General features: G+C 57.1%; 22 protein-coding genes and 5 pseudogenes. 7 read left to right on the forward strand and 20 right to left on the reverse strand.

Going from position 1 to position 26,286, the window contains the following annotated elements; all coding sequences use genetic code 11:
• The first annotated feature begins 20 nt into the window (after nucleotides 1–20).
• Nucleotides 21–276 (forward strand): annotated as a pseudogene (locus tag IEV64_RS20060) (MarR family transcriptional regulator).
• A 2-nt stretch (nucleotides 277–278) separates the two neighbouring features.
• Here IEV64_RS20060 and IEV64_RS18340 read toward each other — a convergent pair.
• Together IEV64_RS18340 and IEV64_RS18345 are read right to left on the reverse strand one after the other, a co-directional pair.
• A pseudogene (locus IEV64_RS18340) lies at nucleotides 279–786 on the reverse strand (PIN domain-containing protein).
• The gene (locus tag IEV64_RS18345; RefSeq protein ID WP_188424897.1) at nucleotides 783–1,379 is read right to left on the reverse strand and encodes a DUF7437 domain-containing protein; all 597 of its coding nucleotides are present in this window, start codon (nucleotides 1,377–1,379) and stop codon (nucleotides 783–785) included. The pseudogene IEV64_RS18340 and the gene IEV64_RS18345 overlap by 4 nt, the downstream one beginning before the upstream one ends.
• Nucleotides 1,380–1,700: 321 nt before the next feature.
• Here IEV64_RS18345 and IEV64_RS18350 point away from each other — a divergent pair, with 321 nt between their 5' ends.
• Nucleotides 1,701–2,240 (forward strand): DUF7342 family protein, encoded by a 540-nt coding sequence (locus tag IEV64_RS18350; RefSeq protein WP_188424899.1) that lies wholly within the window; start codon nucleotides 1,701–1,703, stop codon nucleotides 2,238–2,240.
• The gene (locus IEV64_RS18355; RefSeq protein WP_229722742.1) at nucleotides 2,237–2,797 is read left to right on the forward strand and encodes a hypothetical protein; all 561 of its coding nucleotides are present in this window, start codon (nucleotides 2,237–2,239) and stop codon (nucleotides 2,795–2,797) included. Before IEV64_RS18350 ends, IEV64_RS18355 begins: the two co-directional genes overlap by 4 nt.
• On the opposite strand, the pseudogene IEV64_RS20065 reads toward IEV64_RS18355, so the two are convergent.
• The 3 genes and pseudogenes from IEV64_RS20065 to IEV64_RS18365 all read right to left on the reverse strand — a co-directional run.
• Nucleotides 2,796–2,918 (reverse strand): annotated as a pseudogene (locus IEV64_RS20065) (PemK-like protein); the annotation flags it as partial. The gene IEV64_RS18355 and the pseudogene IEV64_RS20065 sit on opposite strands and share 2 nt — an antisense overlap.
• Nucleotides 2,915–3,225, reverse strand: a pseudogene (locus IEV64_RS18360) (MarR family transcriptional regulator). The pseudogenes IEV64_RS20065 and IEV64_RS18360, both read right to left, overlap by 4 nt.
• 565 nt (nucleotides 3,226–3,790) lie before the next feature.
• Nucleotides 3,791–4,549 carry a DUF8170 family protein gene (locus IEV64_RS18365; RefSeq protein WP_188424902.1) on the reverse strand — a complete coding sequence of 253 codons (759 nt, stop codon included), beginning with the start codon at nucleotides 4,547–4,549 and terminating at the stop codon, nucleotides 3,791–3,793.
• 121 nt (nucleotides 4,550–4,670) lie between these two features.
• On the opposite strand from IEV64_RS18365, the gene IEV64_RS18370 reads away from it, so the two are divergent.
• A complete protein-coding gene (locus IEV64_RS18370; protein WP_188424904.1) occupies nucleotides 4,671–5,786 on the forward strand; it encodes a hypothetical protein in 1,116 nt (371 codons plus the stop codon).
• A 162-nt stretch (nucleotides 5,787–5,948) separates the two neighbouring features.
• On the opposite strand, the gene mntA is transcribed toward IEV64_RS18370, so the two are convergent.
• The 3 genes from mntA to IEV64_RS18385 all read right to left on the reverse strand — a co-directional run bounded on the left by mntA (nucleotide 5,949) and on the right by IEV64_RS18385 (nucleotide 7,655).
• The gene (mntA, locus tag IEV64_RS18375) at nucleotides 5,949–6,431 is read right to left on the reverse strand and encodes a type VII toxin-antitoxin system MntA family adenylyltransferase antitoxin (RefSeq protein WP_188424905.1); all 483 of its coding nucleotides are present in this window, start codon (nucleotides 6,429–6,431) and stop codon (nucleotides 5,949–5,951) included.
• A gap of 316 nt (nucleotides 6,432–6,747) precedes the next feature.
• Nucleotides 6,748–7,101 carry a DUF8105 family protein gene (locus tag IEV64_RS18380; RefSeq protein ID WP_115805988.1) on the reverse strand — a complete coding sequence of 118 codons (354 nt, stop codon included), beginning with the start codon at nucleotides 7,099–7,101 and terminating at the stop codon, nucleotides 6,748–6,750.
• A gap of 125 nt (nucleotides 7,102–7,226) precedes the next feature.
• Nucleotides 7,227–7,655 (reverse strand): hypothetical protein, encoded by a 429-nt coding sequence (locus tag IEV64_RS18385; RefSeq protein ID WP_188424906.1) that lies wholly within the window; start codon nucleotides 7,653–7,655, stop codon nucleotides 7,227–7,229.
• Nucleotides 7,656–7,732: 77 nt separating this feature from the next.
• Here IEV64_RS18385 and IEV64_RS18390 point away from each other — a divergent pair, with 77 nt between their 5' ends.
• Together IEV64_RS18390 and IEV64_RS19900 are read left to right on the forward strand one after the other, a co-directional pair.
• Nucleotides 7,733–7,927 (forward strand): hypothetical protein, encoded by a 195-nt coding sequence (locus IEV64_RS18390; RefSeq protein ID WP_115806043.1) that lies wholly within the window; start codon nucleotides 7,733–7,735, stop codon nucleotides 7,925–7,927.
• Nucleotides 7,908–8,621: a hypothetical protein gene (locus IEV64_RS19900; RefSeq protein ID WP_229722745.1), complete on the forward strand. Its 714-nt coding sequence runs from the start codon at nucleotides 7,908–7,910 to the stop codon at nucleotides 8,619–8,621. The genes IEV64_RS18390 and IEV64_RS19900 overlap by 20 nt, the downstream gene beginning before the upstream one ends.
• A 139-nt stretch (nucleotides 8,622–8,760) precedes the next feature.
• Here IEV64_RS19900 and IEV64_RS19905 read toward each other — a convergent pair.
• Together IEV64_RS19905 and IEV64_RS18400 are read right to left on the reverse strand one after the other, a co-directional pair.
• Nucleotides 8,761–8,952 (reverse strand): annotated as a pseudogene (locus tag IEV64_RS19905) (DUF7558 family protein); the annotation flags it as partial.
• Nucleotides 8,949–9,239 carry a DUF8069 family protein gene (locus tag IEV64_RS18400; RefSeq protein ID WP_188424907.1) on the reverse strand — a complete coding sequence of 97 codons (291 nt, stop codon included), beginning with the start codon at nucleotides 9,237–9,239 and terminating at the stop codon, nucleotides 8,949–8,951. The gene IEV64_RS18400 and the pseudogene IEV64_RS19905, both read right to left, overlap by 4 nt.
• Before the next feature lie 315 nt (nucleotides 9,240–9,554).
• Here IEV64_RS18400 and IEV64_RS18405 point away from each other — a divergent pair, with 315 nt between their 5' ends.
• Nucleotides 9,555–10,670 carry a chymotrypsin family serine protease gene (locus IEV64_RS18405; RefSeq protein ID WP_128081386.1) on the forward strand — a complete coding sequence of 372 codons (1,116 nt, stop codon included), beginning with the start codon at nucleotides 9,555–9,557 and terminating at the stop codon, nucleotides 10,668–10,670.
• Nucleotides 10,671–11,746: 1,076 nt separating this feature from the next.
• Here IEV64_RS18405 and IEV64_RS18410 read toward each other — a convergent pair.
• The 10 genes from IEV64_RS18410 to IEV64_RS18450 all read right to left on the reverse strand — a co-directional run bounded on the left by IEV64_RS18410 (nucleotide 11,747) and on the right by IEV64_RS18450 (nucleotide 26,286).
• Complete coding sequence (locus tag IEV64_RS18410) at nucleotides 11,747–11,917, reverse strand: hypothetical protein (protein ID WP_477185558.1); 171 nt, start codon at nucleotides 11,915–11,917, stop codon at nucleotides 11,747–11,749.
• 33 nt (nucleotides 11,918–11,950) lie between these two features.
• Entirely contained in the window at nucleotides 11,951–12,349 is a 399-nt protein-coding gene (locus IEV64_RS18415) for a type II toxin-antitoxin system death-on-curing family toxin (RefSeq protein ID WP_004043161.1), read from the reverse strand.
• 62 nt (nucleotides 12,350–12,411) lie between these two features.
• On the reverse strand, nucleotides 12,412–12,969 hold the full coding sequence (locus IEV64_RS18420; RefSeq protein ID WP_394324771.1) for a DUF7342 family protein: 558 nt from the start codon (nucleotides 12,967–12,969) through the stop codon (nucleotides 12,412–12,414).
• 82 nt (nucleotides 12,970–13,051) lie between these two features.
• Nucleotides 13,052–15,088, reverse strand: a complete 2,037-nt coding sequence (locus tag IEV64_RS18425; protein WP_008606486.1) for a KAP family P-loop NTPase fold protein — start codon at nucleotides 15,086–15,088, stop codon at nucleotides 13,052–13,054.
• Between the two features lie 166 nt (nucleotides 15,089–15,254).
• Complete coding sequence (gene ftsZ / locus IEV64_RS18430; protein ID WP_008606485.1) at nucleotides 15,255–16,427, reverse strand: cell division protein FtsZ; 1,173 nt, start codon at nucleotides 16,425–16,427, stop codon at nucleotides 15,255–15,257.
• Nucleotides 16,428–16,715: 288 nt separating this feature from the next.
• Entirely contained in the window at nucleotides 16,716–17,045 is a 330-nt protein-coding gene (locus IEV64_RS20185; protein ID WP_483867026.1) for a DUF8158 family protein, read from the reverse strand.
• Nucleotides 17,046–17,111: 66 nt separating this feature from the next.
• The gene (locus IEV64_RS18435; RefSeq protein ID WP_188424908.1) at nucleotides 17,112–18,305 is read right to left on the reverse strand and encodes a phage NrS-1 polymerase family protein; all 1,194 of its coding nucleotides are present in this window, start codon (nucleotides 18,303–18,305) and stop codon (nucleotides 17,112–17,114) included.
• A gap of 317 nt (nucleotides 18,306–18,622) precedes the next feature.
• A complete protein-coding gene (locus IEV64_RS18440; protein WP_188424909.1) occupies nucleotides 18,623–22,975 on the reverse strand; it encodes a type IV secretory system conjugative DNA transfer family protein in 4,353 nt (1,450 codons plus the stop codon).
• Nucleotides 22,968–25,172 (reverse strand): VirB4 family type IV secretion system protein, encoded by a 2,205-nt coding sequence (locus IEV64_RS18445; RefSeq protein ID WP_188424910.1) that lies wholly within the window; start codon nucleotides 25,170–25,172, stop codon nucleotides 22,968–22,970. Before IEV64_RS18445 ends, IEV64_RS18440 begins: the two co-directional genes overlap by 8 nt.
• The gene (locus IEV64_RS18450) at nucleotides 25,165–26,286 is read right to left on the reverse strand and encodes a TraC-like domain-containing protein (protein ID WP_188424912.1); all 1,122 of its coding nucleotides are present in this window, start codon (nucleotides 26,284–26,286) and stop codon (nucleotides 25,165–25,167) included. The genes IEV64_RS18445 and IEV64_RS18450 overlap by 8 nt, the downstream gene beginning before the upstream one ends.

Genomic DNA, 26,286 nt, shown 5'->3' on the forward strand with positions numbered 1-26,286 from the left:
CGGCGCAACCAAGAGCGATTCTGCGCTTTGACGCCGACTGGATGTCTCGCGCCGATGACCGCATTCTGAAGCATCTTGCTGACGACGGCCCCGACACCCCGAAGGAGATGGTGGACAGCAACCGTGTGCGCTTTTCTCGCCATCAACGCTCGGTGCAAGACCCTCGTTACCTATGGACTCCTCGTCCACCTCGGAAACGGCGTCTACGACATCACACGAGAGGGTGGAGAGTATCTCGCCGGCGAGCTCGACGCCCGTGACCTTGCTCCCGAATAGCATTAGCTGTTGACGGCGACCAAGTCCTCGATGAATCGGGAGCCGTTCACGAACGTCACCGAGTCACTGTACCCCTCTCCCGAGTACGGTTTCAGCACCCTCCCCAGCCGCGATATCGGTCGTGTAGATGTACACGCCAGTTGCGGTCCCCGCACTGAGGTGCTGGGCAGCTAGCGCAGCGAGGGCGGCGTCCGCTCGCTCAACTTCGTCGGCGGGCCGGTCGTCTGCGTTCGCGATGTACCGCTGGACGCCATCCATCACCCGCGAGACGACAGGCTCTGAGAACTCGAGCGGCGCCGCAACCGTCGCCCAGCTCTCGTTGATCGCGGCGTCGACGGGCGGGTTTTCGACATCCGGATCGTCGCCAGTCAGCTCTTCGTACACTCGTTCAGGGAGGAGGTAGGTGACGTCGTTCCGGCGAGCGAACCGCCGAACGGCCTGGTACCGGCTGTTCGACGGCTGTCCAATCGCGACGAACAGGCCGGTGTCGGCAATGTGGAGCCGGCTCACGCGTCGTCAGCGCCGTCGCCGTCGATGTCCAACTCGTCGAGTCCCGCCCCTGCCTCCTCGATGTCGTAGTGCTCGTGGACGACGGGCCGGAGCGCCTGGAGGATCATCTCCGCAGCCAGCGGGGAGATGTCGAGGTCCTCCGCCATCAGCCGGTGGGTCACCTCGCCGCGCTCCCGAGCGACGGCGTAGGTGAGCGCGGTCGCGAGGCCGGCGACACCGTGCCGGTCGATGTAGGTGTCGATGTCGGCGTCCGTCTCGCGGCGGCCGACGGCGTCGATGAGCGCCGGCGCGATCGTGTACTCGCGGTCGCCCGCGGCCGTCGTCACAGTCAGGTCGATCTCCCGAGCGGCGTACCGGCGTGGCTGTTCGTCGTCGGTGACGTCGACGACGCCGGCGTCGACGAGCCGGTTGACGTAGCTGTAAGCCGTTCCCTGGGCGAGTTCGAGGTCCTCCATCACGTCCTGGACGGTCGCCTCCCCCTCCTGGGCGAGATATGTGTACAGCTGGGCGAGTTGCGGCTGCTTGAGGAGGTCCGCAACCGAGAGGAAGTCCCGGACGATGTCGGCGTCGGTGCGGTTTGAGGTGCGTGACACGATTCGTTTTTAATTACAGTTTACAGCCAACGAATAAAGAGTAGGTTGATTACCAAGACGAGAACTCTGTCCAGGACAGATCTGTGGTGTCGGTCGGCCCGTTTGGGTCGACATACGTGCTCTTGCGGTATTCCGTGAGGTCTTTGTCGATGTGGCGCTGGTCGCGCGGCGATGGCTGAGTGACATAGCGAGAAGGACGAACGGCCTCACCGCCTCGAGCCCACAAACCGATTCGTTTTTCGAAATCTACTATGGGACGACGAGAGATAGATTATTTTGGCTGTGGGAAATATTATATTCCTTCGCCACGTGGTGTTGGACATGGCGGACTCTCGCGATGGTGAAGACGAACCAGCATATGTCTCGCGGTGGAAGGATGCAACAACGGGATTCGACCGAGTGCGGTCGGTTTCGTCGTCCCTTTCGGAGCCTCGGACAGCGGGCTGGATCGCTGATGAAGCACATGTCTCTGAGCCGACGACGCGTAACCATCTCGAACGTCTCGTCGACCTCGGTGTGCTCGTCACCGACGAGTCAGCACGAGGCAAGACGTACTATCCGGACCCGGTCTACACGCGCCTGACTGCGATACAGGAGCTCGTCGCAGAGAACTCCGAAGTCGACCTCACTCAACAGGCAACAGCCATCCATGCAGATATCGAGTCCTGGAAAGCGGCGTATGATGTCGAGTCACCGAGGTCCCTTCGTGCGTCCGTCACGGACGACATCTCGGTCGAAGACGCCCAACAGCGGCTGCATATCGCGGCAGATTGGGAGTCCGCACAGTACCAACTCTCGCTGCTTCGGGATGCGATCGAGCACTACGAGACGTATACTGCCCGTCCGCCGGCATCCGCATGACCGACGCGGGCGAAGATGATGACGGTAGTGAGCAACCTACCGTCGATAGTGAGTTCGGCCGCCAGCCACAGCGGCCGGATGGCGGTTGGGAGTCGACGCAGGAAGCCGTTGAGAAGCGTCACCGGATTCTGCGCTCGCTGCGCGAGCAACTCGAACACCATCCAGCCATCGTCTCCGCGTGGGGGAGCCCGGACGGTCAGTATGCTGAAATTGAGGCGGACGTCGACCCAGCACAGTTCGGGTGCGATGGTGAATCGGCATCGCTACGGGTGACGTGGCAGCCGGATCCTCACCTTCCACCGGAGACGAGTCTCGACGACCGTCGTCGGACATCACTCATGTCGAACTTCAAAATCCACTATAGCGAGTCGTCGGGATTTGACTGCGGCGTCCATCTCGAACCGAATCCACACGTCGACGGCCACCTCCACTATCAGGAGCGGGCGTCACCAACCGACGAGTACGACTACGACGAAGTGTCGCTTGTAGCGACGGCGCCGGTCGGTGTGCTCTGGGAGGCCCTCGAAATCATCGCGAACCGGATTCAACAGGCCTGAGTTGGGTACCGCGGTTCGAGAATCGAGGAGTTCCCAGCACGAGCATCGGGCGACCTTTCTCCGAGAGGGGATCGCTCGCCCAGACGATGTCACCGCGCTGCAGTTCTTCGAACGCCGTCACTGTACGTCTTCCATCTCGTCGGTTTGGAGGTCCGCAAGACGCACCTCACCGTACTGGTCGTCCGCCGCCTTGTGATCGCCCAGTACGGGCGCTTGTGACGCACGAGCTCTCGTTCCTTTAACCGTGAGAGGATCGCGCTGACAGCGACCGTGTCCAACCCGAGCCGCTCGGCGATCGTCGCTGCCTTCCACGCTCGATCGCCGTGCTCGTCAAGGAACAGCACGATCTTCCCGGTGTCATTTCGTTCCTCAAATTCGTCGGCGTCAGCGTTTTCGAACTCGTCGATATCGATAGTGCCACTCGCCATGGACTAGTGTTGGTATATTGGAAGGCAGTTGTTTGGTATGTTTGCTACTTTGAATGGACGAACTTCCATGCCAGAGATCGGGAGAGGGCCACTCCGCCGACGTCGCTGTTTTGGCGAACTGCACTTTCTCGAACTGTTCGTGGTCGGCGTTCGTGTCGACGTGGGGATTGAGACCAGAGGCTCTGTTGAAACCCTCTTGCCGTCTTGCGATTTCTTGAGAGACTAGTTTTCACTGTGATCTACGGAAACTAGCCAGAAGGAGCGCTCTCTCCAATGTCAACGTTGATGGATTTCAACAGAGCCACATAAGAATATTCCAACTGATCATTCGTGGCGGTATCACACCCACCACTGGCTGGGAATCCGCCCCGTGTCATTCCGATTCTGACGAGGGGTTACGGAAATTTCGAGGCGAAATTCTTGCCTTCCAAGGCGTTACCAGAACGCAGCGCGTTTCTTAAGCCCAGTTGAGAGGATACCCACCGTCGGATCAGATGCTGGTTGCAGACGAGTTGCAGGAATGGGGTATCCCCATTCCTACGTCTTGCTCGTCACTAGACGTGTATTACGAAAGCTCCCCCACCATGTCGCGGAGGTCATCGGAGCTTGACCAAGCGAAGCATCGGTTGTGGAGTTCGAAGAGGCGAAATTCGTTGAGGTGTACCCAGCTGTATGAGACGGGGGCGTGCTCGCTATCATCTCGTTGCTCCAGTCGGTCAATGATGTCCGATAGTGTAAGATCGATGTCGTTGGTAGTGGCTGCTGTGATGAGCGATTCGAGTTCCTGCTCGGTAGTAGCCTCGTCGAGGTCGTCGTTGAAGTAGATAGTCGCCGCAGCAGCGATGACGTCCGCTTCTCTGTCGAGGTTCTGGTCGGTCATCCACACGTAGTCCCGCGGGAGGACGTACGATTTATCGAAGTACGCTGTTGTGCTGATTTTCCCGAGTTCGGTGACTTCGCCTCCGGCGTCTTGTTCATACACCGCGACGATGGTGTCGGCGTGCGCGGCGAGGAGGGTAAATCGGATACGGAAGACTGGAAGACGGTCGAGATCCAGTTCCGGGAGATCGGCCATCAGGAACGGGTATGTACCGAGTTGCTTGTCGAGTTCGTTCTGGACGATACGGAGCCGTCGAAGGTATGGATCGCGGTAGCTACCCAGGATGAAATATGAATTCTCGGGCGTATGGAGATGCGGGAGTTCTCGGTTGGCGAATCCCAGTATTTCCGATGTCTCGTGTGGTTCTAGTTTGAGCCCCTGGAGCGCATCGTTCACGCTCTCCATGATCTCCGCCGCATTCGGAGGCGGGCTGGGGTCAGCCATACTGTGTGCTCCTTGGCGAGTGAACAAATAGCTTACCAACCAATATGGCTAATGTGCTGTTAGACCACATCAGTTGACCCAAAGTATTATTCTCATCGCCGAAATACCCTCAAGTGAGACCATGAGTGACGCGCCTGCCGCGAAGGGTAACGGCCCGTTCGAAGAACAGCGGCAGATCTACGACCTCCTATCCCAGGAGACGCGGCACTTGATTCTGCAGTTTATCCTTGGCCACCCGGAGCACCTGCCATCTCTTGATGAGTTGGCGTACATGATGCCGAAGAACAAGGCCGCGATCAGGGACCAGCTGGAGGTACTCACTGACAACGATATCATCGACTGCTATCGGTACCCACCGAATGAGGATACCCGCGACCTCCCATCGCAGTTCTACGGCCTGACTGAACACGGTGTGGGGATCCTCTACGAGTATAATTATCTCCGTGGGCTCCCTGTCGCACGTGCACTCTACGACAACACGCGACTGTCGGAGAAAGCCCAACGGCACCGTGACGCACCTCGTCCGGAGCTCCCAGCCGAGGTCATAGACGCCCTCACGATGGATGGGGAGGCCAACACAGATTTCGACCGCTTGGAGAGGTACATCCGGGAGCGAAAGGGAAACACACACAGCGTCGACGATCAGGTCGCCGTCGCAAAAGCGTTCTATACTGCGGGTATGGATCCGGAAGCAGAGGGTATCAAGCCAACGGAGCTGCTGGACGCGATCGATGTCGACATCAACTATCAACCACGGACGGTGCTGAATCACCTCGTCGATGCTGGAGTGCTTGCACAGACAGCACCGCCCGGCCCGGATGTCTTTGCGATTAGCGAACGACTCGACGAAATCGTGAATGGGCAAGTGACTGAGGAAGCGGAAGAGAACATCGATGCCCTGATTGCGCATATCGATGATGAACTGCAGGTCACAGCGCTTTCCGAGGACGCTGCGGAACGGGACGGCCCGCAGGCTCGGGTGTCAGCACCGTCCGTCGCCGTTGCCGACGGGGCTGGTCGGACAATTCGTAGCATTTTGGCTGCGGAGTTCGGTATCGAGCCAGAGGAGGTGACGGGCTTTTTGCGGTCCGGTGATCCAGTTGATCGGCTCAATACGGCTGTCAAAACGATTGAGTCCTCTGAAGAAGTAACGAAATCAGAGGACTACGGGCAGATCGTGTTTGTCCGACCGGCGTATCGCTACCGGCTGACCGAACAGGCGATGAGTCTCGTATGACGTATGAGCGAAGACAATGGTAAGGAAGCGAACAGACCCGGCTATGCCAGCGTAGATATCACCGTTCCGGCCCACAGTTTGTTGAATCGGTTGTATCCGGGTCGTGTTTGTACTCTTCCCGAGTGAACTGATTGAGGCAGTCTGCTGGGAACACGTCGTCAGTCATCGCTCACGATCATGCCCATCAGTTGCTGTGACGGCAGAACCACCGAGATGATCATCAATCTTTGCGAGTGCACTGTCGAAGCGCTCACGTGGAGATTTGTCGGTCGATGATGTGTCAGTCACTCGCCGCTGGAGGTCCTCGGCATGGGCCACATCGCCGACAAGCAGAACTCCCTCTTCGAAGACTGACGTAGCAACGCGTGGTGAGAGTGTGTGGATGTCGACGAGGTCTACGTCGTCCGTTCCGAGTGCGTCGCTCAGATCCGCACTGAGGCCGAAAAACGCGTCGTTGTACGCGGGGTCCTTACGGTCGACCGTCTCAAGTTCCACTGCGATATCGATATCACTCGTTGGATGTGTCGTTTCCGTGGCGTAGGAACCGAAGAGGAGTGCACACTGCACCGAATGCTCCTGTAGAATCGCTCGAAGTGTTTCGAGCGGAAGGGAATCGTCGATGTCTGCTGACTCAACGGTTCTCATTATCATGAGCCACGTGCCTGTGTCATATAAAGCCTCAGTCACTCCGGTGGTTGGACAGGAGTTGTCAGTGTTGTGTCTGGACATTTTGTAGTCTCCCTCACCCCTGCTGGGGGCGAAAAACGCTACCAAGTGGGAGCTGTCTGACGGAACTTCGAGGAGAAAGCCCTGGGCGTTAGCGCGGGGTGAATCCGCTACCCCTGATACAGACGATGTTCAACGTGTTGAACGGGTGTATGATGAATTCAAACGTCCTTGAATGGTGGGTGGGCTGAGTCCCCTGTCGCCTCGTTGACTGGATCGGGCGCGTCAGTCTCCGTCACGGGTCCTCCTCTAGTGACGGTGGTACTGAATCACCCTCAGACTGTTGCTGACGGACGTACTGGAGGACCGATTCGAGTGTCTCAGTATCCTCAGTTCCCTCAAGCAGCCCCACGAGTTCGCTTAGCCGTTGCTGACGGTCGACGATTTCTGGGTCGCCGTGCTCCGTCTCGATTGCGGCCACCTCGATGTGGCGGTCCTCGCTCCATCCACACGTCCAACACTGCCGGTGGAGAACGACTTCCTCGCCCTGTTCGGTATCGAGAATTGCGTTGGCAAGGGGCGTCGATGGCGGCCGCCCGGGGCCAACCTCTCGAGAGACGTACGGCTCACCACAGTCCGGACATTCCATACGTCAAACTCGAGTGGCAGGCGCCTAAACCGTGTGGGTGGGCCCACGGCATGTCCAATCCCGGTCGACAGAAAGCACTTATTCGATCCTACTGTACTGAACGAGCATGTATTCGTACTTGTTGGTCAGGAAACCACGTATTCGGTGACGCGGTCCGCACGACCTCGCCCCTCGTGGGCTCGTAGCGGGCTGCATCCCGGGTACGTACACTCACCATGGACGATGCTGAACTCCTCCGACGCGAACTGCGTGCCGCACGCGATGAACTCGTCCGCAAGCGCGCCGACGAGGGCGATGACCCAGTCGCGGCCGCAAGCCAGCTCCCGCTCATGCCGGAGCGCGATGACGAGTTCCTCCGACTCGCACTCATGAGCGTGAACGAACTCGAAACACACATCGAGCGTCTCGAGCGAGACCTCGATGACCTCAAGAACGGTATCGACCACCCCGACGACTAATCCACATCGCCGCTGCTGGAGCGGTATCCATCGGTTCCCTCCAAGAGGGACACAAACAACGTCGGTGTCGCAGTCACCCAGTCGGTATGCAGACATGTCGCCCACGCTTGCCCCATACCCGGCGCTACCTCAGACCCAGTCAACCACTCGAATCGACTCACACCAAATCCACGATGCAGGTCTATCCAAAAATTCCACACTACGACCACCCCATCGTTCCAGACGACTTCTTCGACGCAGACGACCTTGTCGTCGTCAAGCGCTGTGTTGCCGAACTCCGAAGAATACAGACGAACGCCATGCGCAACGACGCCGATTCCGCCACGATCTGGCAGCACCTCCCGAGTGATGACCGAGTATCCACGTGATGAGATTCGCAGGCGGGGTGGCGACCCTGAAGAGATTAGCGACCGCTATCGCGACCAGAAACCAGCGTCGATCTCTGTCTCGTGGGCAGACTTCGTCGAAACCGTCTGTAACGAGGACGACACCATCGAGTACATCGCGGCAATCCAAGAAGCACTCACGAGGCTCAGACGTCGCAAACGCGAGTGTGACATCGGCATGCCCATCTCAGCGCAATGGGAGACCGACGTCCAACAGCGGCTGATCGCGAAGTACGCGTTTGCGATTCCAACACGCGAGGCACTGGAGTATCTGCGCGAGCAGGGCCCACTCATTGAACTTGGGGCATGGAAGGGCTACTGGGCGTCCGAACTCGATAACTGCGGTGCCGACATCACTGCCTACGACATCGATCCAATCCTCGATCCGTGGTTCCCAGTCGAGTCTGGCGACCAAGATGTCTTGTTGGAGTACAGCGAGACGGAGACACTCGTTCTTTGTTGGCCACCAGTCGGGCCGATGGCCTACGAGGCACTCCTCCTCCACGACGGTGACGTCGTCTACATCGGCGAGCGACCCGGAGAGGGATACAAGGCGTTCGCAGATATGCGATTTTTCGACGTCCTTACCGCTCGTTACGAACACGTCGCCCAGATCGACCTGCCGAGCCATCCGGGTGCAACAGACGATCTGCATCATTACCGGCCGCTGGATTAAACGTGTGCAGACGCTAGATCCAATCCGATCGCAGTTGGATATCACTTGGAGGGTCAACCCAAGAGTAACCAGCATCAGTTGACAGCTCGATAACGACTACTGCAGAACGGCCTCGTCGAACACCACTCCAAGGGCGTGGATCGATGATGAGCCAACAACCGTCACAGTTCTGGTGAGCACGCCCGTCTGGGTTCGCCGCCGACTGGACTGCGCAGTCGACGCAGACCGAATGAGTGACCCGTTCGTCCTGTCTTCAGGTGTGGGCCTCGCTAGTCTCGGTCTCGGGCGGGGTGTCACAAAAGGTACACCCCGTGAGCGTCTGCTGTCTCACTCGTCCTCCACGTCAGCACCGAGGCCAGTCGTCCAGCCACGGTGGAAGACGGCCAGTTGGAGTATCGAGTCGAATGCCTCGTCGCTTGGATCGTGGACGAGGACGCGTTCGTCGGGGATGGGAGTGACGACGTCGTCGTCGACGAGGTCATTGACCAGAGAATGGGCTCCCCTCTCGTCGATATCCGCTACCACCACGCGGGCAGCATCTTGATCCTGTGCGACGAGTTCCGCTTCAAACCGTTCGTGGTCGGCTGATGCATCGTCGAGTGCGTCTGTACCGGGCATGGGAATCACGTCGGCGCGTATTGACACCCCTCGGCCTCTCAGGCGCGGACAAACTGTTCTATATCATTCGTGTTGGACACCGCTAACGCAGTGTCGCTCCCCTCTTCGATCCCAGAGTGACAGCTGGACGCTATCAACGAACGTCTACAGAAGAGCGATGTCTGAAAATGCAAGTAAATGTTATATATCCTGAATGAAACAAGATTAACTGGTGACAGGATATCTGAGAAAAGAAGAAAGTTGACTCGAATGGGTCGGCGTAGGTTCCTGAATACTCTCAGCAGTTTGGGCGTAGGAGGCGCAGCGATTTCGTTCATGTCCCAGGATGCGTTTGCAGAGTTAGATGTGAACCTCGACGACGAAGTCCCTCGCCTTGGTAGACTAGTCCATACGAACCACGACGCAGTGGTAAACCAAGCAGTAAAACCAAATCGAGAGCCCAAATACTACAAGATCAGCCGAGAGAAATGGGCTATCGTTGAGAGTGCTCATGATGTACGCAAACAAGTAGAAGAACAACTTTCATCACTCCCAGTTCCGGTACGAGTGGGAGTAACGACTGATACCTCCGGCCATCGTCGACGGAAGGTGGTCTCCGTTCAATACCTTATTCAGGAAACATCAAGTGGAGACGAGATTCGCCCCGACATGGCGTTCACTCAGTTTGAAGATCATCTCCCAGCCTCGGCTACCGGTGTCGCTGGTAGAGGAACCGAGGAAGAACGTGCAGTTGAAGATATCCCGGTGAAGGCAGAGAAGGTAACTGTTAAGCCGGACTTCCCCTGCGATACTGATCCAGACACCCAGTACTACGACACGGAATACTTCCCTGATATCCCCGGTGGATGTTATTATATACCTGAGTCGGGATACTGTACGACTGGAACGCCTGCACACGACGACTTGAATGACGAGTTGGTAATCGTTGGTGCAGGTCACTGCCTAGACGAAGGGGTTGATAAGTGTTACCAGAACGACGAAGTTGAAGAAGACCGCTTTGGCACCCCGGACGACACTCGTGTTGATCCGGGATTGCCGGTTGATGCTGGTGTGATACAGATGCGGAACGGTGCGAACGTTGATTACAGTCTCGCCGAGAATACGGATTCTGCGCCGTATGGACCAAACGTATTCGGGATCATCTCGGGTACCAAGATCAAAGACCGTGAAGGCGATACGAGCTGGGAGGTGAAAAAGCAGGGTGCTAATACAGGCATCTGCTCTGGTCATGTGACGTATGCATACGGTTCTACGTTCGACACCGATGCAATTAGTCGCGGTGGGGACTCTGGTGGACCCCACTACAGAGAAGACGATTATGGACGACCACTTATCGCTGGAATCAATTACGGACACCGAACTGATGGTAGCGATGACGCCATTGGTACATTAATGTCTGCTATTGAATCACAGTTTAATGTGACTGTCTAATATCCAGTAACTAAAATCGATACTTAACCCACCGGAGTGCCTTTTATTATATGAGACAGATATCGTGTATGAACCGACGAAAGTTACTACTGTCACTCGGAGCAACTTCACTAGCATTCCCCGGCTGTCTTGGGAAGCAGACGTTAAACGGAACTGACGATGAATCATCTTCAGACCCAAATAATACGTCCAAATCAATGTGTGACGATTTAAACCGACTTCAAATTACGTGTGAGGGCCCAGAGAATTCGGCGTTCGATCTTTCGATTCCTCGCTCTCCTAGTTCGATCGGTGAGGAACTTCAAGTCCAGATGACGAATAGCACCGAGAAAACGAAGTATTCCGGAAACCGTTTTAAGTACGATATCCAAAAAAAGACAGACCAAAGGTGGCAATCGATATTCTGGGTCCATGCCAGACCAGCGTGGTCGGACGAAGCGGTAGAGCATAAACCAGGTGCCGGATTTACTTGGGAATTTGAGTTTACTCAAGGAGGGCTCTCACGGCAAAACGACACGAATCCAGATTACTATGTCTGTAATTCCCTGTCAGAAGGCAGATATCGGTTTGTTTACTTCGGTTACGATACTCGTTGTATCGCCGCCGAGTTCATGATTTGAACCCAGCATCTTTCCAAATATTCTCACACAGTCATACCTGTCCACTCATGAGGTATGATGCAGTCTATGGAGTTTCCAAGAAACAACTTCGGACGACTGTTTCGTTCGTTCTCACATCGAAATCAACCGAGCCAACAATCCTCTCGAGATGGAGGTACGTTGACGCGTATTGACGCGCCTCGGCCTCTCAGGTGCGGACAAACTACTCGCTGCCACGTTGTTAACCAACACTGAGGAGGGCCATGGTTCTGTGTTGGTTAACCTTCGGCGGAGTGATAAAACCGTTCGCGATACAGGCTCACCTTTGGGACATCCCTTACTCACTCCACAGGGCCGCTATCCGGTCTTCAATTTCGTCGAGGACGAGCCGAAGCACGTCGCGATGGTCGGTCGGCCACGAAGCGTCGTCGCCGGGGGTGGGGGCAGTCGGCGGGGAGTCAGAAGAATTCTGTTGGCTTACTCGTCTTCGAGTGCGGCGTATATCTCTGCGTGGCGGCGTCCGTCAAGTTTCCCCATCTCAAGGGCGATCGCATGACGTTCCTCGTCGCTATCGGCCGCCTGATACCGTTCGTATAATCGGCGAACTTCTTCATCGACCGTCGCCGAGGAATCGGTGCTGGACGCCATCTCTGTGTCGAACATACTCTGTGTGTCCCTTTATCAGTTGCGACGAGCGCACGCTCGGAAGTAGATCACTGCGGTCTCAGTGTCGACGGCGGATTCATCGGTCGCAAAGCGGTGCAGTAAGGCGCGAATTTCGTCACCGTAGTCGAACGTGTACCCGTTCAGCATGTAGAAGACGACTACCGTTCGGAGCGCCGTTCGCTTGTTCCCGTCGACGAACGGATGATCCGCAACAAGAAGCCGCATCAGATGTACCGCTTTTTCATGCAGTGTCTGTGGAACCTCCCCAAAGTATCCTTCAGAGACGTACTGCACTGCAGATTCGATTGCATCCTCCGATCGAATTCCGGGTTCTGTGGCGTCGCCCTCGTCAACGATCTGCTCGTGGAGATCGAGAATGAGCTCGACCGAAGGATACGCGACGTCGTCAGTCACAATTGCGACTCTCTCGCGCTAGCCAATAGTCGTTTCTTCCGTGTTGTAACACTCGACGTCCGTCATTTCTCTTGGCAGTCGCTACGGGCGCGTTGCTGACGGGCACGTTCGTAGCGTGTTCGCTCCTCGAGAGCGGTCGCCCAGTCGCCGAGGTCACCGTATATGTCGTCGATCGTCCGGTCGTCGCTCGATTCGGCAGCGACGACGGCGTCGACGGCCGCTGGCGTCGGAGCACCATACGTGTCCTCGTACGCCTCGATCCGCGAGCTCAGTTCCCGAACGCGCTGCTGAAGGTCTTCGATGGAGTGGTCGGCCGCGAGCTGGTTGATTCGCCGCCACTCGAGGTAGGCGTCGTTGCGCTCGTATGTGGCCGGATGACCGTCGTGGCGCGTGACGATACCGAGTTCACTGAACCAACCCAAATATTTCCGAGCCGTTTTCGGATCACAGTCGGCGACGTTGGCGATGGCGCTCGCTGTTGTCGGCTCGCGAGTCTGGAGAATGGTCCCGTAGATGCGTTGCTCAACGTCGTCGCCACGAAACACATCGTCGAAAGCAAGCGGGCCGCCCGCGGCGTACCGATCGGTCAGTCCAAATGCGACGACAGCACTTACGACCATCCGAACACAGTTCGCCACCACCGAGGTGTTTGATCGAGTATAACCCAAGTTCGTCTTGGAAGAGAGGCCTATGTCCGTGTACTTAGTCGATGATTTCGGTGTCTTCCGACTTCCGAAGCTCTGCGAGGGACCGTTGCCACTCCTCCCACCGGGTGTCCCCACTCTCATCAGTAGCGTCGATCGTCTGTAGTTGCTGTTCGAGAACAGCTGCTAACTCGTCGGGGTTATCCACCGACCAGAAATCCCGAGAGATTGGCGAATTTATGAACTCCGTATTAGGGCTCAACGAGACGATTTGGAGTTGTTCCGGTGCGTTTTCACAGAGCCGCTGGAACCACGTTTTCGCGAGAAGCGCTGGGTCAACGATCCAGATGAAGCAGTAGTAGAGTTCATCAACTTCTGCAATTGGCTTCTCCTTTGTGTTTTCAAAGATGACGAGTTGTAAATCCAGTTCCAACGTTTCCGAGACGGATTCGAGGCGTGATTGGATCCTCTCCGGGTCGTATTCCGCGCTATCAAAGAACGCGATCTGGACGGTCGTCTCTGCCTCTTCCTGGTCCGAATTAGTTGGCCGGTCAACACGCGGCGAGATTTTCTGTAAATCGATAACCGACACCTGGTCCATCCGATATCGGTCCCCGTCACCGTACGCAAGAAGATCAAGAAGGGAGTCCTTTCCACTCCAGTCCTGCAACACGTCATGTTCGGCGATATCCTCTTCGCCTCCGTTAGCGAACCGAGATAGCCGCTTAAGGGCCGTCTGGTCGTTTGCCACGTCAGTCATGAACGTAGGCCATTGAATACTTATCACAACGAACTTCGCGAGCTGTAGCAGGGTTATCGTATCCCCGATTGGTTCCTCGTCCTCACCCGCAAGTAGTCCCTCAGACTCCGCGAGCACCGCTCGAAGCCGATATAAGTTGAGGAATCGCTTTACCTGTCGTGGGTTGTTTTCGAGAGCGGGCGCCGCCATTTTCACCACGTCGTCGAGCGTCGCTTCGAACCGCGGAGAAAGTTCATGTTCCCAGATCGCTTCAATGTCGCTTCTGTCAGTGTAAGTCTTCGTCTCCTCCTCTTCGTCGAGGATGTCCCTGCGCACAAGCTTCTGGATATCCTCTCCTTTCGGCTTGGGAACAATGAAGGGGATCTGAATGAACTTCTCCAGATAGCGGTAGCCAAACTCTATCGACTCGTCCTCGGTGTTGTCATTAAGATAGTCGAGGAGTGTATCGTGCTTTGCGGCGATCCCTGCAGCAACACGTTCTCGATCTAATCCAATAACGAAGATGAGCTTAGAGTTGTTCGACACCATTAGATTTATCGACCGCATCAGATCGGCCGCCTTCGGGACGGTACACCGGTCGACGTCGTCCATAAAGACGTATACTGGATCGTCGTCGGCATAGACGTCAAGTATGCGTTCGAGATCCGACTGAAACACCTGCAGGAACTCCGTCCGTTCCCGATAGGACGGGTCGTTTACATGTCTTTCAAATGATTTGTTTACTGATGCAGCCCACACTCCGTACACACGGCGACTGAGATCAACTGCGGCGAGAATACTGACCACGACGCCGCTCGTTCCTAACCAGAACCTGAAGTTCAGTCCGGTCTCGGGGAACCTCGCGGCAAACAAGTCAACGCCGACAATTAACCAAAACCACAGGCCACCCAGAACTACGATGATGGACACCACCAAGATGGCCGCAAGCTTCGACAGGGCGCCGTTACTAGTTTCGGCGAGGAGTCGGCGCCAGCTGATGGCCGTGAACTTCGCCGGGCGCTTGTACCACGGAACGCTGTTCTTGAGGGACTCAACGAACGTGAGTGCGAATGACGCCCATAGTGCCTCCTGCTGCTCGTGCTTCCATGGGTTGAACTCAACTGTTGTCTCCCCGTCCTCTTCCAGCTCTCGTCGGAGCTGGCGCATGAAGGACGACTTCCCGCTCCCCCATTTACCCTCGACAGACAGCGTCAGTGGAGGCTCCGTTTCTTTATGCGTGAGGAAATACTTGACCGCAGTAACATAGGGATGGAACCCGAGTTTGTCGATTTCGGCTGGGTGGTCATCGGTGGCCCCGAAATGCATGTCCGAATTCTCATCCGCGTCCCCACCCATGGCTAACAGGTTTCTTGACATGTTACAAAACAGTTGTCTTCTGATATATTGCTGCCACCTCTCACTTAGCTTCCCGACCGATGATTAGAGCGCTACATGTTCGACTCTTTGTCTACTGACGGACTGGCGGACAGATCGCGGTGTCGCACGACGAGTTTCGGCGCGGTTACCGAATTACGTCGACATCATCGTCACTATCGTCGTCTTTCCCACCGTCCACGACTGGATCCGTCCGATCCCCGGCCTCAGTTCCGGGTTCTGGTTGGGGTCCTCTAGTCGTCCTAGGCTGTGATTTGTCGGTCTGCTTTTGCGTGGATGGGGCGAGCACCTGCGCCGACTGGACGCCGGTCATGATGGCCATAACCCGGACCTTACCTTTGTACTCATCCTGGATGCGAGCACCCCAGATGACGTTCGCAGAGGCATCGAGCCGTTCGGTAATGTTGCTCGCGATCCCCTCGGCCTCTTTCAGCGTCAGGCCAGGTCCGCCTGTTATGTGGACTAAGCCGCCGGATGCGTCGCGGTAGTCCACGTCGAGAAGCGGATGATTCACCGCGTCGTTCACCACTTCCTGGATCTGATTATTGTCCTGTGTCTCGCCGACGAGCATCACCGCGACGCCGCCCTGATCCATAATCGTTGCAATATCGGCATAATCTAGGTTGATGAGGGACGGTTGGGTGATGGTCTCCGAGATGCCCTTGACGGTCTCGGCGATGATCTGGTCCATAACGGAGAACGCCTTCCCGATAGGGAGGTTGGGCACATAGTCAAGCAGACGGTTGTTGTCGAGGACGATGATGGAGTCGGCCTCGTTGCGAAGTTTCTCCAGCCCCTCCTCTGCCTTCACCGTCCGGGCGCGCTCAACGTTGAATGGGATCGAAACCATGCTCACAACGATTGCGCCCTGCTCTTTAGCTATCTTCGAGACGACGGGGGCCGCGCCGGTCCCCGTGCCGCCACCCATACCAGCGGTGACGAACACGAGATCAGCGTTGGCGAGTACTTCCTTGATGGTTCCCTGAGACATCTGGGCCGCGCGCTCGCCCATTGAGGGGTCACCACCGGCACCGAGTCCCTGTGTGAGCGACTTGCCAACGAGAATCTTCGTATCTGCCTCGATCATCTTCAGATGCTGTTTGTCGGTGTTGATGGCGACTATGTCCGTTCCTTCGACACCGATTTTGTACAGTCGGTTGACAGTATTATTTCCCGCACCGCCAGCCCCGACGATGACGATCCGAGGGTCTACGAATTCTTTGGTATCATCCGGTCCGGGGTCCGTATCCCGGCTTTCAGCCTCCGCATTCTCGAGCGCATCCTTGACGAGGTCTTGCATTATGAGCACCTAGGATGGTCATCGAGTATGTCTGCGGACTCATTCACAGAGGCTGTGTTGTTGCCGAGGGGTTCGGCGAGGAGTGGCTGGGGACCACGGCGAGTCACAGCCGTGTGATCCATTTTGGATAGACGTAAGAAACTATCACGGGGCCTCGAGGGCTGGAAGTCCTCTAGTGATCGATATCGATCAGCGATCAAATTCCTTGCTCTCATTCGTGGCCCCCAATCGATGTTTCACGACGTGTTCTTGAACCAAATACAATACCTATGATACTAATAGTTCCGCTTAGTCCAGGGAGTAATATTCGGATCGTATATTCGGCGTTATTCTGATTCCCGTAGATTTCATGCTGAAATCGGAGGCCGTGACGGTGGCAGGCCGCCTACAACCACAGCGTCCCATTGACGTGAAAGACTGAGCTGTCGACGAGGATTCAGTAGGAGACCTCCCGAATAACTGTGTCCCCGTATCGTTCGATAGCCGTGGCAATCGTGCATCGAGATGTACATCTGGGAGACCCGTTCGCGGGGCAGCCGCACGGTCGAGCAGCCGCTCACAAACCCTGTCGACAAATGCATGCGCGGGATTGCTAGTTCGTTCTTGGACGTCGTACACAGTCGTTTCAACAGGGCCGCGTAGCGGGAGTATCTCAGTATCAACCCATGTTGCGGCGACGTGGTCTCACTTCAACCACGATCGTGTTCGCTCCCACATTGACGCAGATTCCGTGTCACGATCTCCATCCTGTTCACGAGGTGCTGCTGCCTCGACACGCTTCTCAAGCCGGTCAACAGTCGCTTCTAACTCCTCAATGTACGCCTGTTTTTCCGCGAGGGTCGCCTCAAGCGTTTTAACTCGCTCAGTCAACACCCGGTTCTTCTCGGCGAGATACGCCTTGTCCTGCGTTGATTGCGGTCCCACACTCTGTGCCGTCGTAGTCTCGTGATCCTCACGGGGCTGCGTGTCTGGATCGTAAAACTCCGACGTCTGCTGGACTGCTCGTTCAAGTGTCTTCTCACCGTACGTTGAGCCGTCTGCATAGTGGACTTCGTCCCATTTCTCGCGATACAGCCCCGATTCCCGAAAGAGGCGAGCCATCTGTGGATGATTCCCGCCCGTCCAGAACGCGAGCAGACAGCAAAGTGCCATATCTGCCTCCGAGTGGCTCTCATATCCACTCGTCTGGCCGCGCCACAACCGGTCGAACTTCTCACCGTTCGCTGCCTCCCTCGCCTTTGTCAGCACAACCTCGTCGCTGAGAGCAGACTCACTCGCGTCATCACGTTCTTCGGATGGTGTTGAATTCGGTGGCTCCGTTGTTGGCTCGGTGTCGGGCTGGACGTATTCATGATGGACGTCGACAAGTGCACCCTGCCGGTGTGCGATCTCTGTCGGTGTCCCCGCAACGTGAGCACCAGTTACTGTAAAGAAGCGCGCCGTGTCGTAGCATTCGACTCCTCCACGGCGATTCCGCCCTACAGGGAGTTCTCCTGCAACGAGGATGTGGAAACCCGTTCCCGATGGTGACACCTCCGTGTAGGAATCTAGCTGTGTGATTATCGCCTGTGCGTCGTCGTCAATCGTACCTGTCTCGGGGTCTCGACAGTCGTCTAAATCCACACCGACAAACGGGTCGTCATCGGTGAACACAAACCCAATCCCATCAGCGCCGTCTGACTCGACGGCCGCAACCGCAGTATCGAGATCAGCCCATGTCACGGAATCAGTGGCCGAACCGAAGCCGCCAGTCGTAGGGTTGACTGGGACCTTCGTCGCTTTGTCATCTCGCATCTCACTCCGCCAGCAAACCCACTGCTCACGCTCGCGAAGTTCGGGTGGCAGCTGGTCTATATCGAGGTCAATTTCATCACACATTCGTTGTTCCTCGCTGACTCGCAGTCATTTCAGAGTCCAAATACGTCTGCATTGTCTGCTCACTTTGACAATACCCAGTTCCGACGGGGTCCCCCCTGTCTATACTAGTCGGATTCTGTCGTAACCGACAATCCGAATCTGTCCAAGATACGCCGTTCAGTCCCGCTATTATCCGAATTCTATCGTAACGGCTGTCGTAACTCTGGACGAAACTATCGTAACCTGTCGTAACCATCCGTCTGAACGCCTCTTCTGCCGACTTCTTGTTGAATCGGCTGTTGTTCGTCTGACCGGGGACAAACGCTGACAGACCAGTATCAGTCATTAGATAATTCCTCCTGAGTGAGGGCGATCCCATCGTAATGACGAGTTGTGGCATTCCCGTCTTTCTTGACCGTGCTATCGAACTCAACGTGCTGTCTCAGCCGGCGTGTGAACCACCGCTTTGAGTCCGGTGAAAGCCCCTGTTCAGTCACCCACGACTGATAGCAGTTGTAAACCCGTTCAGAGGAGACAGATCCGTGGGCTGTCTCACGGAGGAACTCCTCTGCGAAGCGGCCCACAACAGCATCAGGGTCGTCTGCAAGCTCCGATACGTCGACCAGAGACTCGTCCGACTCGTCTGATGTGAGGGTTGCGGCTCTTTCGGCCGCTGCGGTATTGGATCGGGTTGGCTGTGCGACGAGATCCAGCTCCGAGAGGTCACTCAAGGGCCGTACTGTGCCGTCCCGATAAATTACTGCGTCACCGTCGTTCCGAAGAATGACGATAAGATACTGCTCACTACTGAATCCTGGATACGGCAGTTCATCTTCGGGGACGAATGGCCGCTTGAGCTTAGTCCAGTCAGCAGTAAACGCCTCTTTCGAGTCGTAGACATACTGCTCGCCCTCCGCGTAGACGACGTACTCATCGGCCACCGAATCATAGCTGTAAACCGCAGGCAGTCGACTCTTCGAGATTTCGTCTAATGACTCAACTCGAAGCAGTTCACCCCCAGCACCGTCTTCCAAAACAAGGCACCCATCGACTCGTGACCAGACCGTCTGTGCGCTCTCAGGCGACACGGGTCGAAGTGCCGTCAGACCACCCTCCTCACTCGCTCCACCATTGAACGAGATCGTTGTATCAGTCGTATAGAACCGCGTGTCTCCTGACTGGAGTTCACGAAGCGGTGGCGACAGCACCTGTTCGACACGTTCTGCCCAGTAGGGTTCCGGCTCACCAGCCCGAACGACAAACATCGGGATTTCCCCCGCCTCCTGTGCTTTGCGGAGGTTCGTGAGGACTTTCGCAGGCTTCCCTGGCGTTGTCGTCTCGACCTCGATGGCAAACGGAGCGTCAAACGCAGGGTGCGTCGCACGCCCATCCGGTTTCTCGCTCCCGTCTTGGCTGAGTATCGATACTGTACAGCCATGGGTCGTCAGTTCTGCTTCGATCTGTGCAAGAGCAGCGTCATGCTTCGAACTACCAGCAGATTGGACTGTCCCAGTATCAGGGGCAGCAACCGCTTCGCCCGCTTCAGTAAGACGAATCACGAGTTCGTCTTGGTCGAGGTGAACCGTCGTTTCAAGGAAGCGAGAGCGCTGGCGAATCGTCGATAGTTCGTCGTACGTCGGTGCATCACCACCTGATTTATCGCACAGACGGCGGAGTTCATCATCAACGGTTTCGACTGAAACCCAGCCGTTTGCCTCACGTTCGGACAGCCGAAGTTGCACCGCTCGAACGACTTTCGCAAGAGCCGTGTCGAGTTCCCCATCAGTAATGTCAAGCGTGGTACTGAGTTCGTCGGGGAGTTCTGTCGCCGGTGCCTCAGTCGTGGTCACGCCGTACGTCTCGTCAACGCGGCCCTGCATCCGACTGAGCGTCTCACTAAACCGAGACTCTTCACTCTCGGTAAGAGGACGGTCGCTCTCAGGATGCCCATCCGGAATCGGCAGCGGAGCGAGACTGAACGGATACGGCCCAGTCTCACCGAAGATCGGACTTGGAAGATTCGCAATCCACTCACCACGCGGAAGTGACCGGATTCGGTTCGCGAACGCTGTTGGGTCCATTTCCTCGTGAGCCATCGCCCTAGCGAGTTCACGGTCAACGTTGATCTTCCCCACAATCGGACTCCCGATATTGTTGAGGACGTTGAGATAGGCGCGCCGTCCGCCTTCCGCTTTCATTTGCTCGGGGAACTGCATCGAGAGCCCGACTGACAGCCGGAAACTCCGCCCTTGCTCGAGTAGTGTATTCATGACATCCGAAACAGCAACCGACGCTGCCTCATCAATCAGGAGATTAACCACGTAATCGTCCGGCCGCTTACCGACATCCTGATTCTCTTCTTTCAAGGCGTCCTCAAGGTTGGTCAGAATCACACCGGTCATGACGCGAGCGGCATCCTCACGGAGATCACCCAGATCAAAGAGGATCACCGTATCGTCGTCGATGACATCGCGGAAATCAAACCGTGGCTCAGTGTTGTTGAAGATTCGACGCAGATGTGTGTCGTCCGAAATAACTGAAAGACGATTACCGACACCACCCAACACATTCGAGAAGGTCGTCTTGTCTGCCTGTAACTGTCGTCGGAGTGACCGCGAGACAGCCTCGTCACTCGACTTCGGAGCAGCACTCAGATCTGGCTGGGGTGGCCCTGCCTGCCAAAGTTGATCAAGCACATACTCTAACTGCCGATGAGCGAAGTAGTCCGCTGACTCGCGATACTGGCCGTTTTCGCGACCATGCGTCTCATCGAACAACACTTTGATCAGCGACTTAATCAACCCAGGTGCGACTGTCGCCCGCTCGTAGCGGTCAACCCCCATAACGAGTTTCAGAATTTCCTCGTAGTGGTCGGCCTTGCGCTGGACAGCGTCTTCCCGCCGGAGTCCGTTTTCAAGCGACGGCTCGAGATTGAAAAACGAGAAGCCGGGGAGGACATCTGGGAGAGAGAAGTAGATAACATTCTCGCTGAGGTCGTCCAAGCCGAAACGCGCAGCATGCGCACGCATGTAGTTCTCCGCCATACCGTCGCCCTTCGGTTCGATGAGAATCGACGGCCCAGTCGTCGCCTCGTAGAGTGAGAGGAGTTCATTAATCTGTGCCTTGGACTTACCGGCCCCAGTCGTCCCAAACCTGCCATAGTGTGTCGGAAGCAGTCCGGGAGGTATTCGAGTCGGTTGCTTCTCCGCTTCACCAGTCTCATCAAGCGCGTAGCCGATTGCCATGCCCTCACGGAACTCGCTCATGAGGTCCGGATTCGGACGGGCAAGCGGGTTCCGGCTCTGTTGCTCAGCACGCGTCCCACGAGAACCCTCCATTGTCAATCGTTCCGACGAAGGGACAACCACGAAGTTCGCAAGCTCAGCCCCACAGAGAACCAACTCCGGCCGGGTCTTACCACGTCCAGTCGTTACCTCTCGTGAGAGGAGTCGCTGGAGCGCTGCTCGCGCGTTCTGTTCTTTCTTCGACTGCCGGAAGCCCCGGTCTCGAAGCCGTGTCGCTTCGATCTCGTAGAACGGGCCGTCGAGTGGGTCAAAGACCGGCGCGAGTGACGACAGGCGGTCATCAAGGGCGTCGCGGCCAGCCTCGCTCGTTGGCACGCCAATTGCCCGAATATTCGTCGTATACGAGCGCTTGGGATTGACCGCATCAATCGCATCAAGTCGCTTGACAACGATGTCACTCAACTCGTCACGGGTTCGACGTTCGTACTCTAGTTCGGGGTCAAGCAGGTCGCCAAGGATTTTCTGCGACAGCGTATCCCGTCCATCATTCAAGTCCTCTTTGCGGAGTTCCGCATCCGCTTGCCAGCTCTCCCGGCGCTGAAACACGACTTGGAACGCGAGCGGTTCGCGTGCATCGTTCAGATGGTCGATCAGCGACGCAAGCACAGCCCCCGGCTCGTCGACCGCCGGCAGGGTGCTCTCGTCAGGCGTCGCCGTCAGCGGTGTCAACGACGACATCCAGTCTTGCTTCCGAACTGCCGACCCACACCACCGCACGCCCCGTGGTGAGACGGCGTCGGCCGCGGGGCGGGCGAGAATCGTCCCCTCTGCGGCCACCGTCGGCTTCTCGACCGACGTGGGTGGAACCTCGTCAGCGAGGGAGTCAGTCGTTTCGAGTTCGACAACTGTCTCTCCAATCGACACCAGTCCGTCCGCCGTTCTGCCACCCATCTCGTCGGCAGCGTCCGTCGGTGAACCCTCAGACTCACGTGTTGTGGTTGTGCCGCCGTCTGGCGCTGTGCCGGCGTCGACGTCTGCAGCCGAATACTGCTCGTCGTCGGTGAACTCATACTGCAGGTCACCTTGCTGGTAGCGCTCAACGAACTCCTCATGAGACAAGGCAACTGGGTGAATCAACTTCGACGCGACGTCCACCTCGACACGCTCGATGTCGAACGTCTTCGGATAGATCGACCGAAGTCGCTCTTCGAGTGTACCGAGATAGTCGTCGGCTCCATAGTAGAACTCAACCGGGGCGTCTTGTCCGGTACTGAGTGCGAGGAACTCGAAGCACGGTGGGGTCGCGGATGTAAACGGGTTGAGTTTCGACCACAGCCCCGAGCTGTCAGGAGTCAGTTTGTGGAGACTCTCGAGCGTTTTCGGGATGCCACGAGGAGTAAGTTCCTCCGAGGTCGGCGTCACGCGAAGATACTCACGCTCAGGCATCGTCGGTACCTCCAAGCTGGCCGTTGTCAGTTGCTGTTGAATCAGTCTGCATGTCTTGTGACTCTCCGTTTGCTTGCTGCGCTAACTCCGTCCGAAAGGTCTCAATATCCGTAGAGACTGCTGTCTCACCAGCACCGGGCAGCGACGCCCGGCGCTGCTCGGTCGGATCGAAGTCGATGACTTCCTTCTCTTTGGGCATCGCTTCGACTCTGATACCACGCCACTCGCCGTCGACGCCGACGAGTGCCTCGGAGAAACCAGCGTCCTCGTTCCCAGGAACCGCGTCTTGCACATACCGCATCTGGGCGTGGTTCAGCCCGAACTCGTCGGCCCATTCCTTGTCCATCCCATCCAAGCGATGGAACTGCTTAACGGCACACTGGTCGAGGATAGCCTCACTTTCAGCGTGCTCGAAGAACTCGTCGACGGTCTGGGTGACCAGCCGAATCGAGAGGTCGTGGTGGCGATGGTGTCGGAACACCGTTTCGAGGAACGCCAGACTCGCGGCGTCCTGCATGATGTACCGCGCTTCATCGATGACGAACACGACCTCTTTGTCCGTCTCTTTCGCTCGCTCGTAGACGAGCGAGATGAGCAACTGCATCGTCAGCGCCGTACTGCTGTCGACGCTGCCTTCTTGCTGGGCGAGGTCGAGATAGATGACTTTCTCGTCACGGATGTCGAACTCCGATTCTTTCCCGAGGTTCGCGTAGCGGCCTGCGTCCTCGAAAGGCCGCAGTTGATCGATCAACCACGTCGCATCGTCGCTAAGTTTCTCGGCTTCCGCATCCGACCGAACCACGAACGACTCGGGGTCGCCGACCATCTCTTCGAAGACATCCAGCATCTCTCGAATTGTCGGGCTAGGGTTGCCGTGTGTCGTGATATCATCGGTAATGCCATGACGCTCGTAGGCGTGTCTGAGTCCGAGTTCGAGTGTCGTTCGCCGGTCGCCGAGTGAGATGCCACGGAGAGCGAAGAAGTTCGTCAGGAAGCTCATCGCGTCGTCGAGTTTCTCGTTGAACGGGCTCGCGTCTTCACCCATTGCCCGCTGGACGTGTTCGGGCGTCTGGCGGATTTCGAGCGGATTCAACCCGAGCGTCCCACCGACGGTAATGCGCTTGGCGTCGAGTGCTTCGGAGACGCCCGCCCAGTTGTTGAGCGGTTCAAGAATGATCCCGATGCGGTCCTTGCTCTGTTCGATCGACCGGATGAAGTTCTCTTTCGCACCGAACGATTTGCCAGAGCCCGTGTCGCCGACAGTAAACATCGCATAGCCGTTATCGCGGGCGAACGGGTCGATGACGACCGGGCTCTGGTTGTCCTTGTGAATTCCGAACTCGACGCCCCCTTCTTCGAGAATCGTCGCGTTGTGTGGCGACGCTAAGAGAGAACCAACAGCACCCCCGAGGGCAATCGACTCCCTACCAAAGACGTTGTCGCCGATTGGCGCGGCGGACTGGAGCGCGAGGTCCTGCCGGCAGATAGCCGTCTTCGGCGTGAGGTTCGCCGGTTCGTCACGGAGCGCGCTTTTGACTGCTCTGACGGCATCTCGGAGGTCGTCCGTGCCGTCGGCGCGGACGGTGACGAATAGCCCTTGGTCGAACACACTCGCACCACTCTCGACGGCCTTGTACGTCGCCGCTGCCTCGTTGGCTCGCTCTTGGAGGTACTCACTCCGGACGCTCTGTTCTAAATCAGCGTCGACCTGCAGGTCGTCCGCAATATCCTGCAGTTCGTTTCGTGCGCGCTGTTGGTTCTTCGGCGTGATGTGCGCCGTCAGGTCGAACTCGACGTCGGTCAACTCGAAGAGGTCACTCAAGTAGCCGTCATTCGGGTAGTCGGCGTAATCAGCGATGTACAGCGTCGTCGTCCATTGCTCACCGACACGGGCAGCTCGCGTCTCCCATTCGATTGCCGCCGGTGCTGTCGCCGTCTTGTGTGACTCCGAAATATCGTCGAGAAGTTGGCCTTCTGCGTCGCCGGCTTCGAGGGTTTCCTCGTCGAGGACATCCGAGAAGTCGACTTCCGGCTCATCGTCGGTGCGATATCGTTGCCAGAGAGCTGTTCCGCCGACGCCGAGGAGCATGATGGTCCCCAGATAGAGCGCTGCACCTTCGGGGGATATCGGCTGTTGAGCCCACTGGGTGAGTTGCGTGAGAATATCACGACTCGCCTGCAACGGGAGGTTACGCATCGAACGCCTCCTCCCGACGTGAGCGGCTGAGAATCGGCTGTTCGCGAATTACGTCTGCTTCGGTCTCGAAATCGTGTTCCTCGCCGTTCCAGAAGTCCATATTCATGACGAACAACTCGACCGTACTGAGTCGGTGGGCAGACCAGCCGGATGCCTGCTGGATGAACTCGGAACGGACATCCGCAATCCGGTCGTCCAGCTTCTCGAACATCTGGGCGCGGCGTTCGACGTCAGAGAGGTCCTCTCGTCGTGTGACGAACGGGTTGAACAGGATGCCAATCACGGGGAACTGCGTCAGCTTTTCAGCCGGCGTTCCCTCGTCACGGTATCGGTCGTAGACTTCGAGTGGCGAGACTTCCACGCCGATGTAGTACCGAACCTGCTGAATGCCGCGATCACGCATCTCTTTGGGCCGCGTCTCCCGATACTCCTCGAGGAGTTCCCGGAAGACCGGGTTCTGTGTGACGTCTTCGTCGGTGAGTCGCTCCTCGATCGTCTCGGTGATCTGTTCGACCGGGAATGACCGGGTTGTTGCGTGGAATTTGAGCTTCGAGTCGAGTTCTTTGTTAGCGAACTCGGCGCCTGCGTCCTGGAGTTGGGCCCAGTCGTCGGCCATCGCGAAGTCCATGTTCCCCGGGTCGATCTCGATGAACGCCTCCATCGCGCCGTCAGTCCGCTGAATCGCGCCGGCGCCAGGCCACGCTCGCTCGATATTCGTGAGGTCTTGGGTTCGCTCGTCCGGCGTGAATGGCGTGTAGTTCGCGAGCCCGCCCTCGTTGCGTACGGTCTCGTTCGTTTGGCCGTCAGGGTGCTCTGGCGCACTCAGCGTAATCCGGGGCCGTTTGGCGTAGCGATAGACGTCTTTCGTCCACGTCCACGCGTTCAGATGGTCGGGGGTGACGTAGACGATGGCTGCGCCCATCCCGAGGCCGCTTGCGATAAGCGGGACGGCGAGTGATTCAATGCCCGTGAGGCCGGCGAGGAGCAACCCACAGATGGGGAGGGCGATGAGGATGCCGACGTCACCTTCTTCGATGTTGAGGTAGGGGATGCGACTCGCTTCGCCGAACTGGTCCATGATACGCCGGGCGGCTGTGTCTTGATCTGTCGACAT

Source organism: Haloferax sulfurifontis (genome assembly GCF_014635105.1).
Taxonomy (GTDB): Archaea; Halobacteriota; Halobacteria; order Halobacteriales; family Haloferacaceae; genus Haloferax; species Haloferax denitrificans.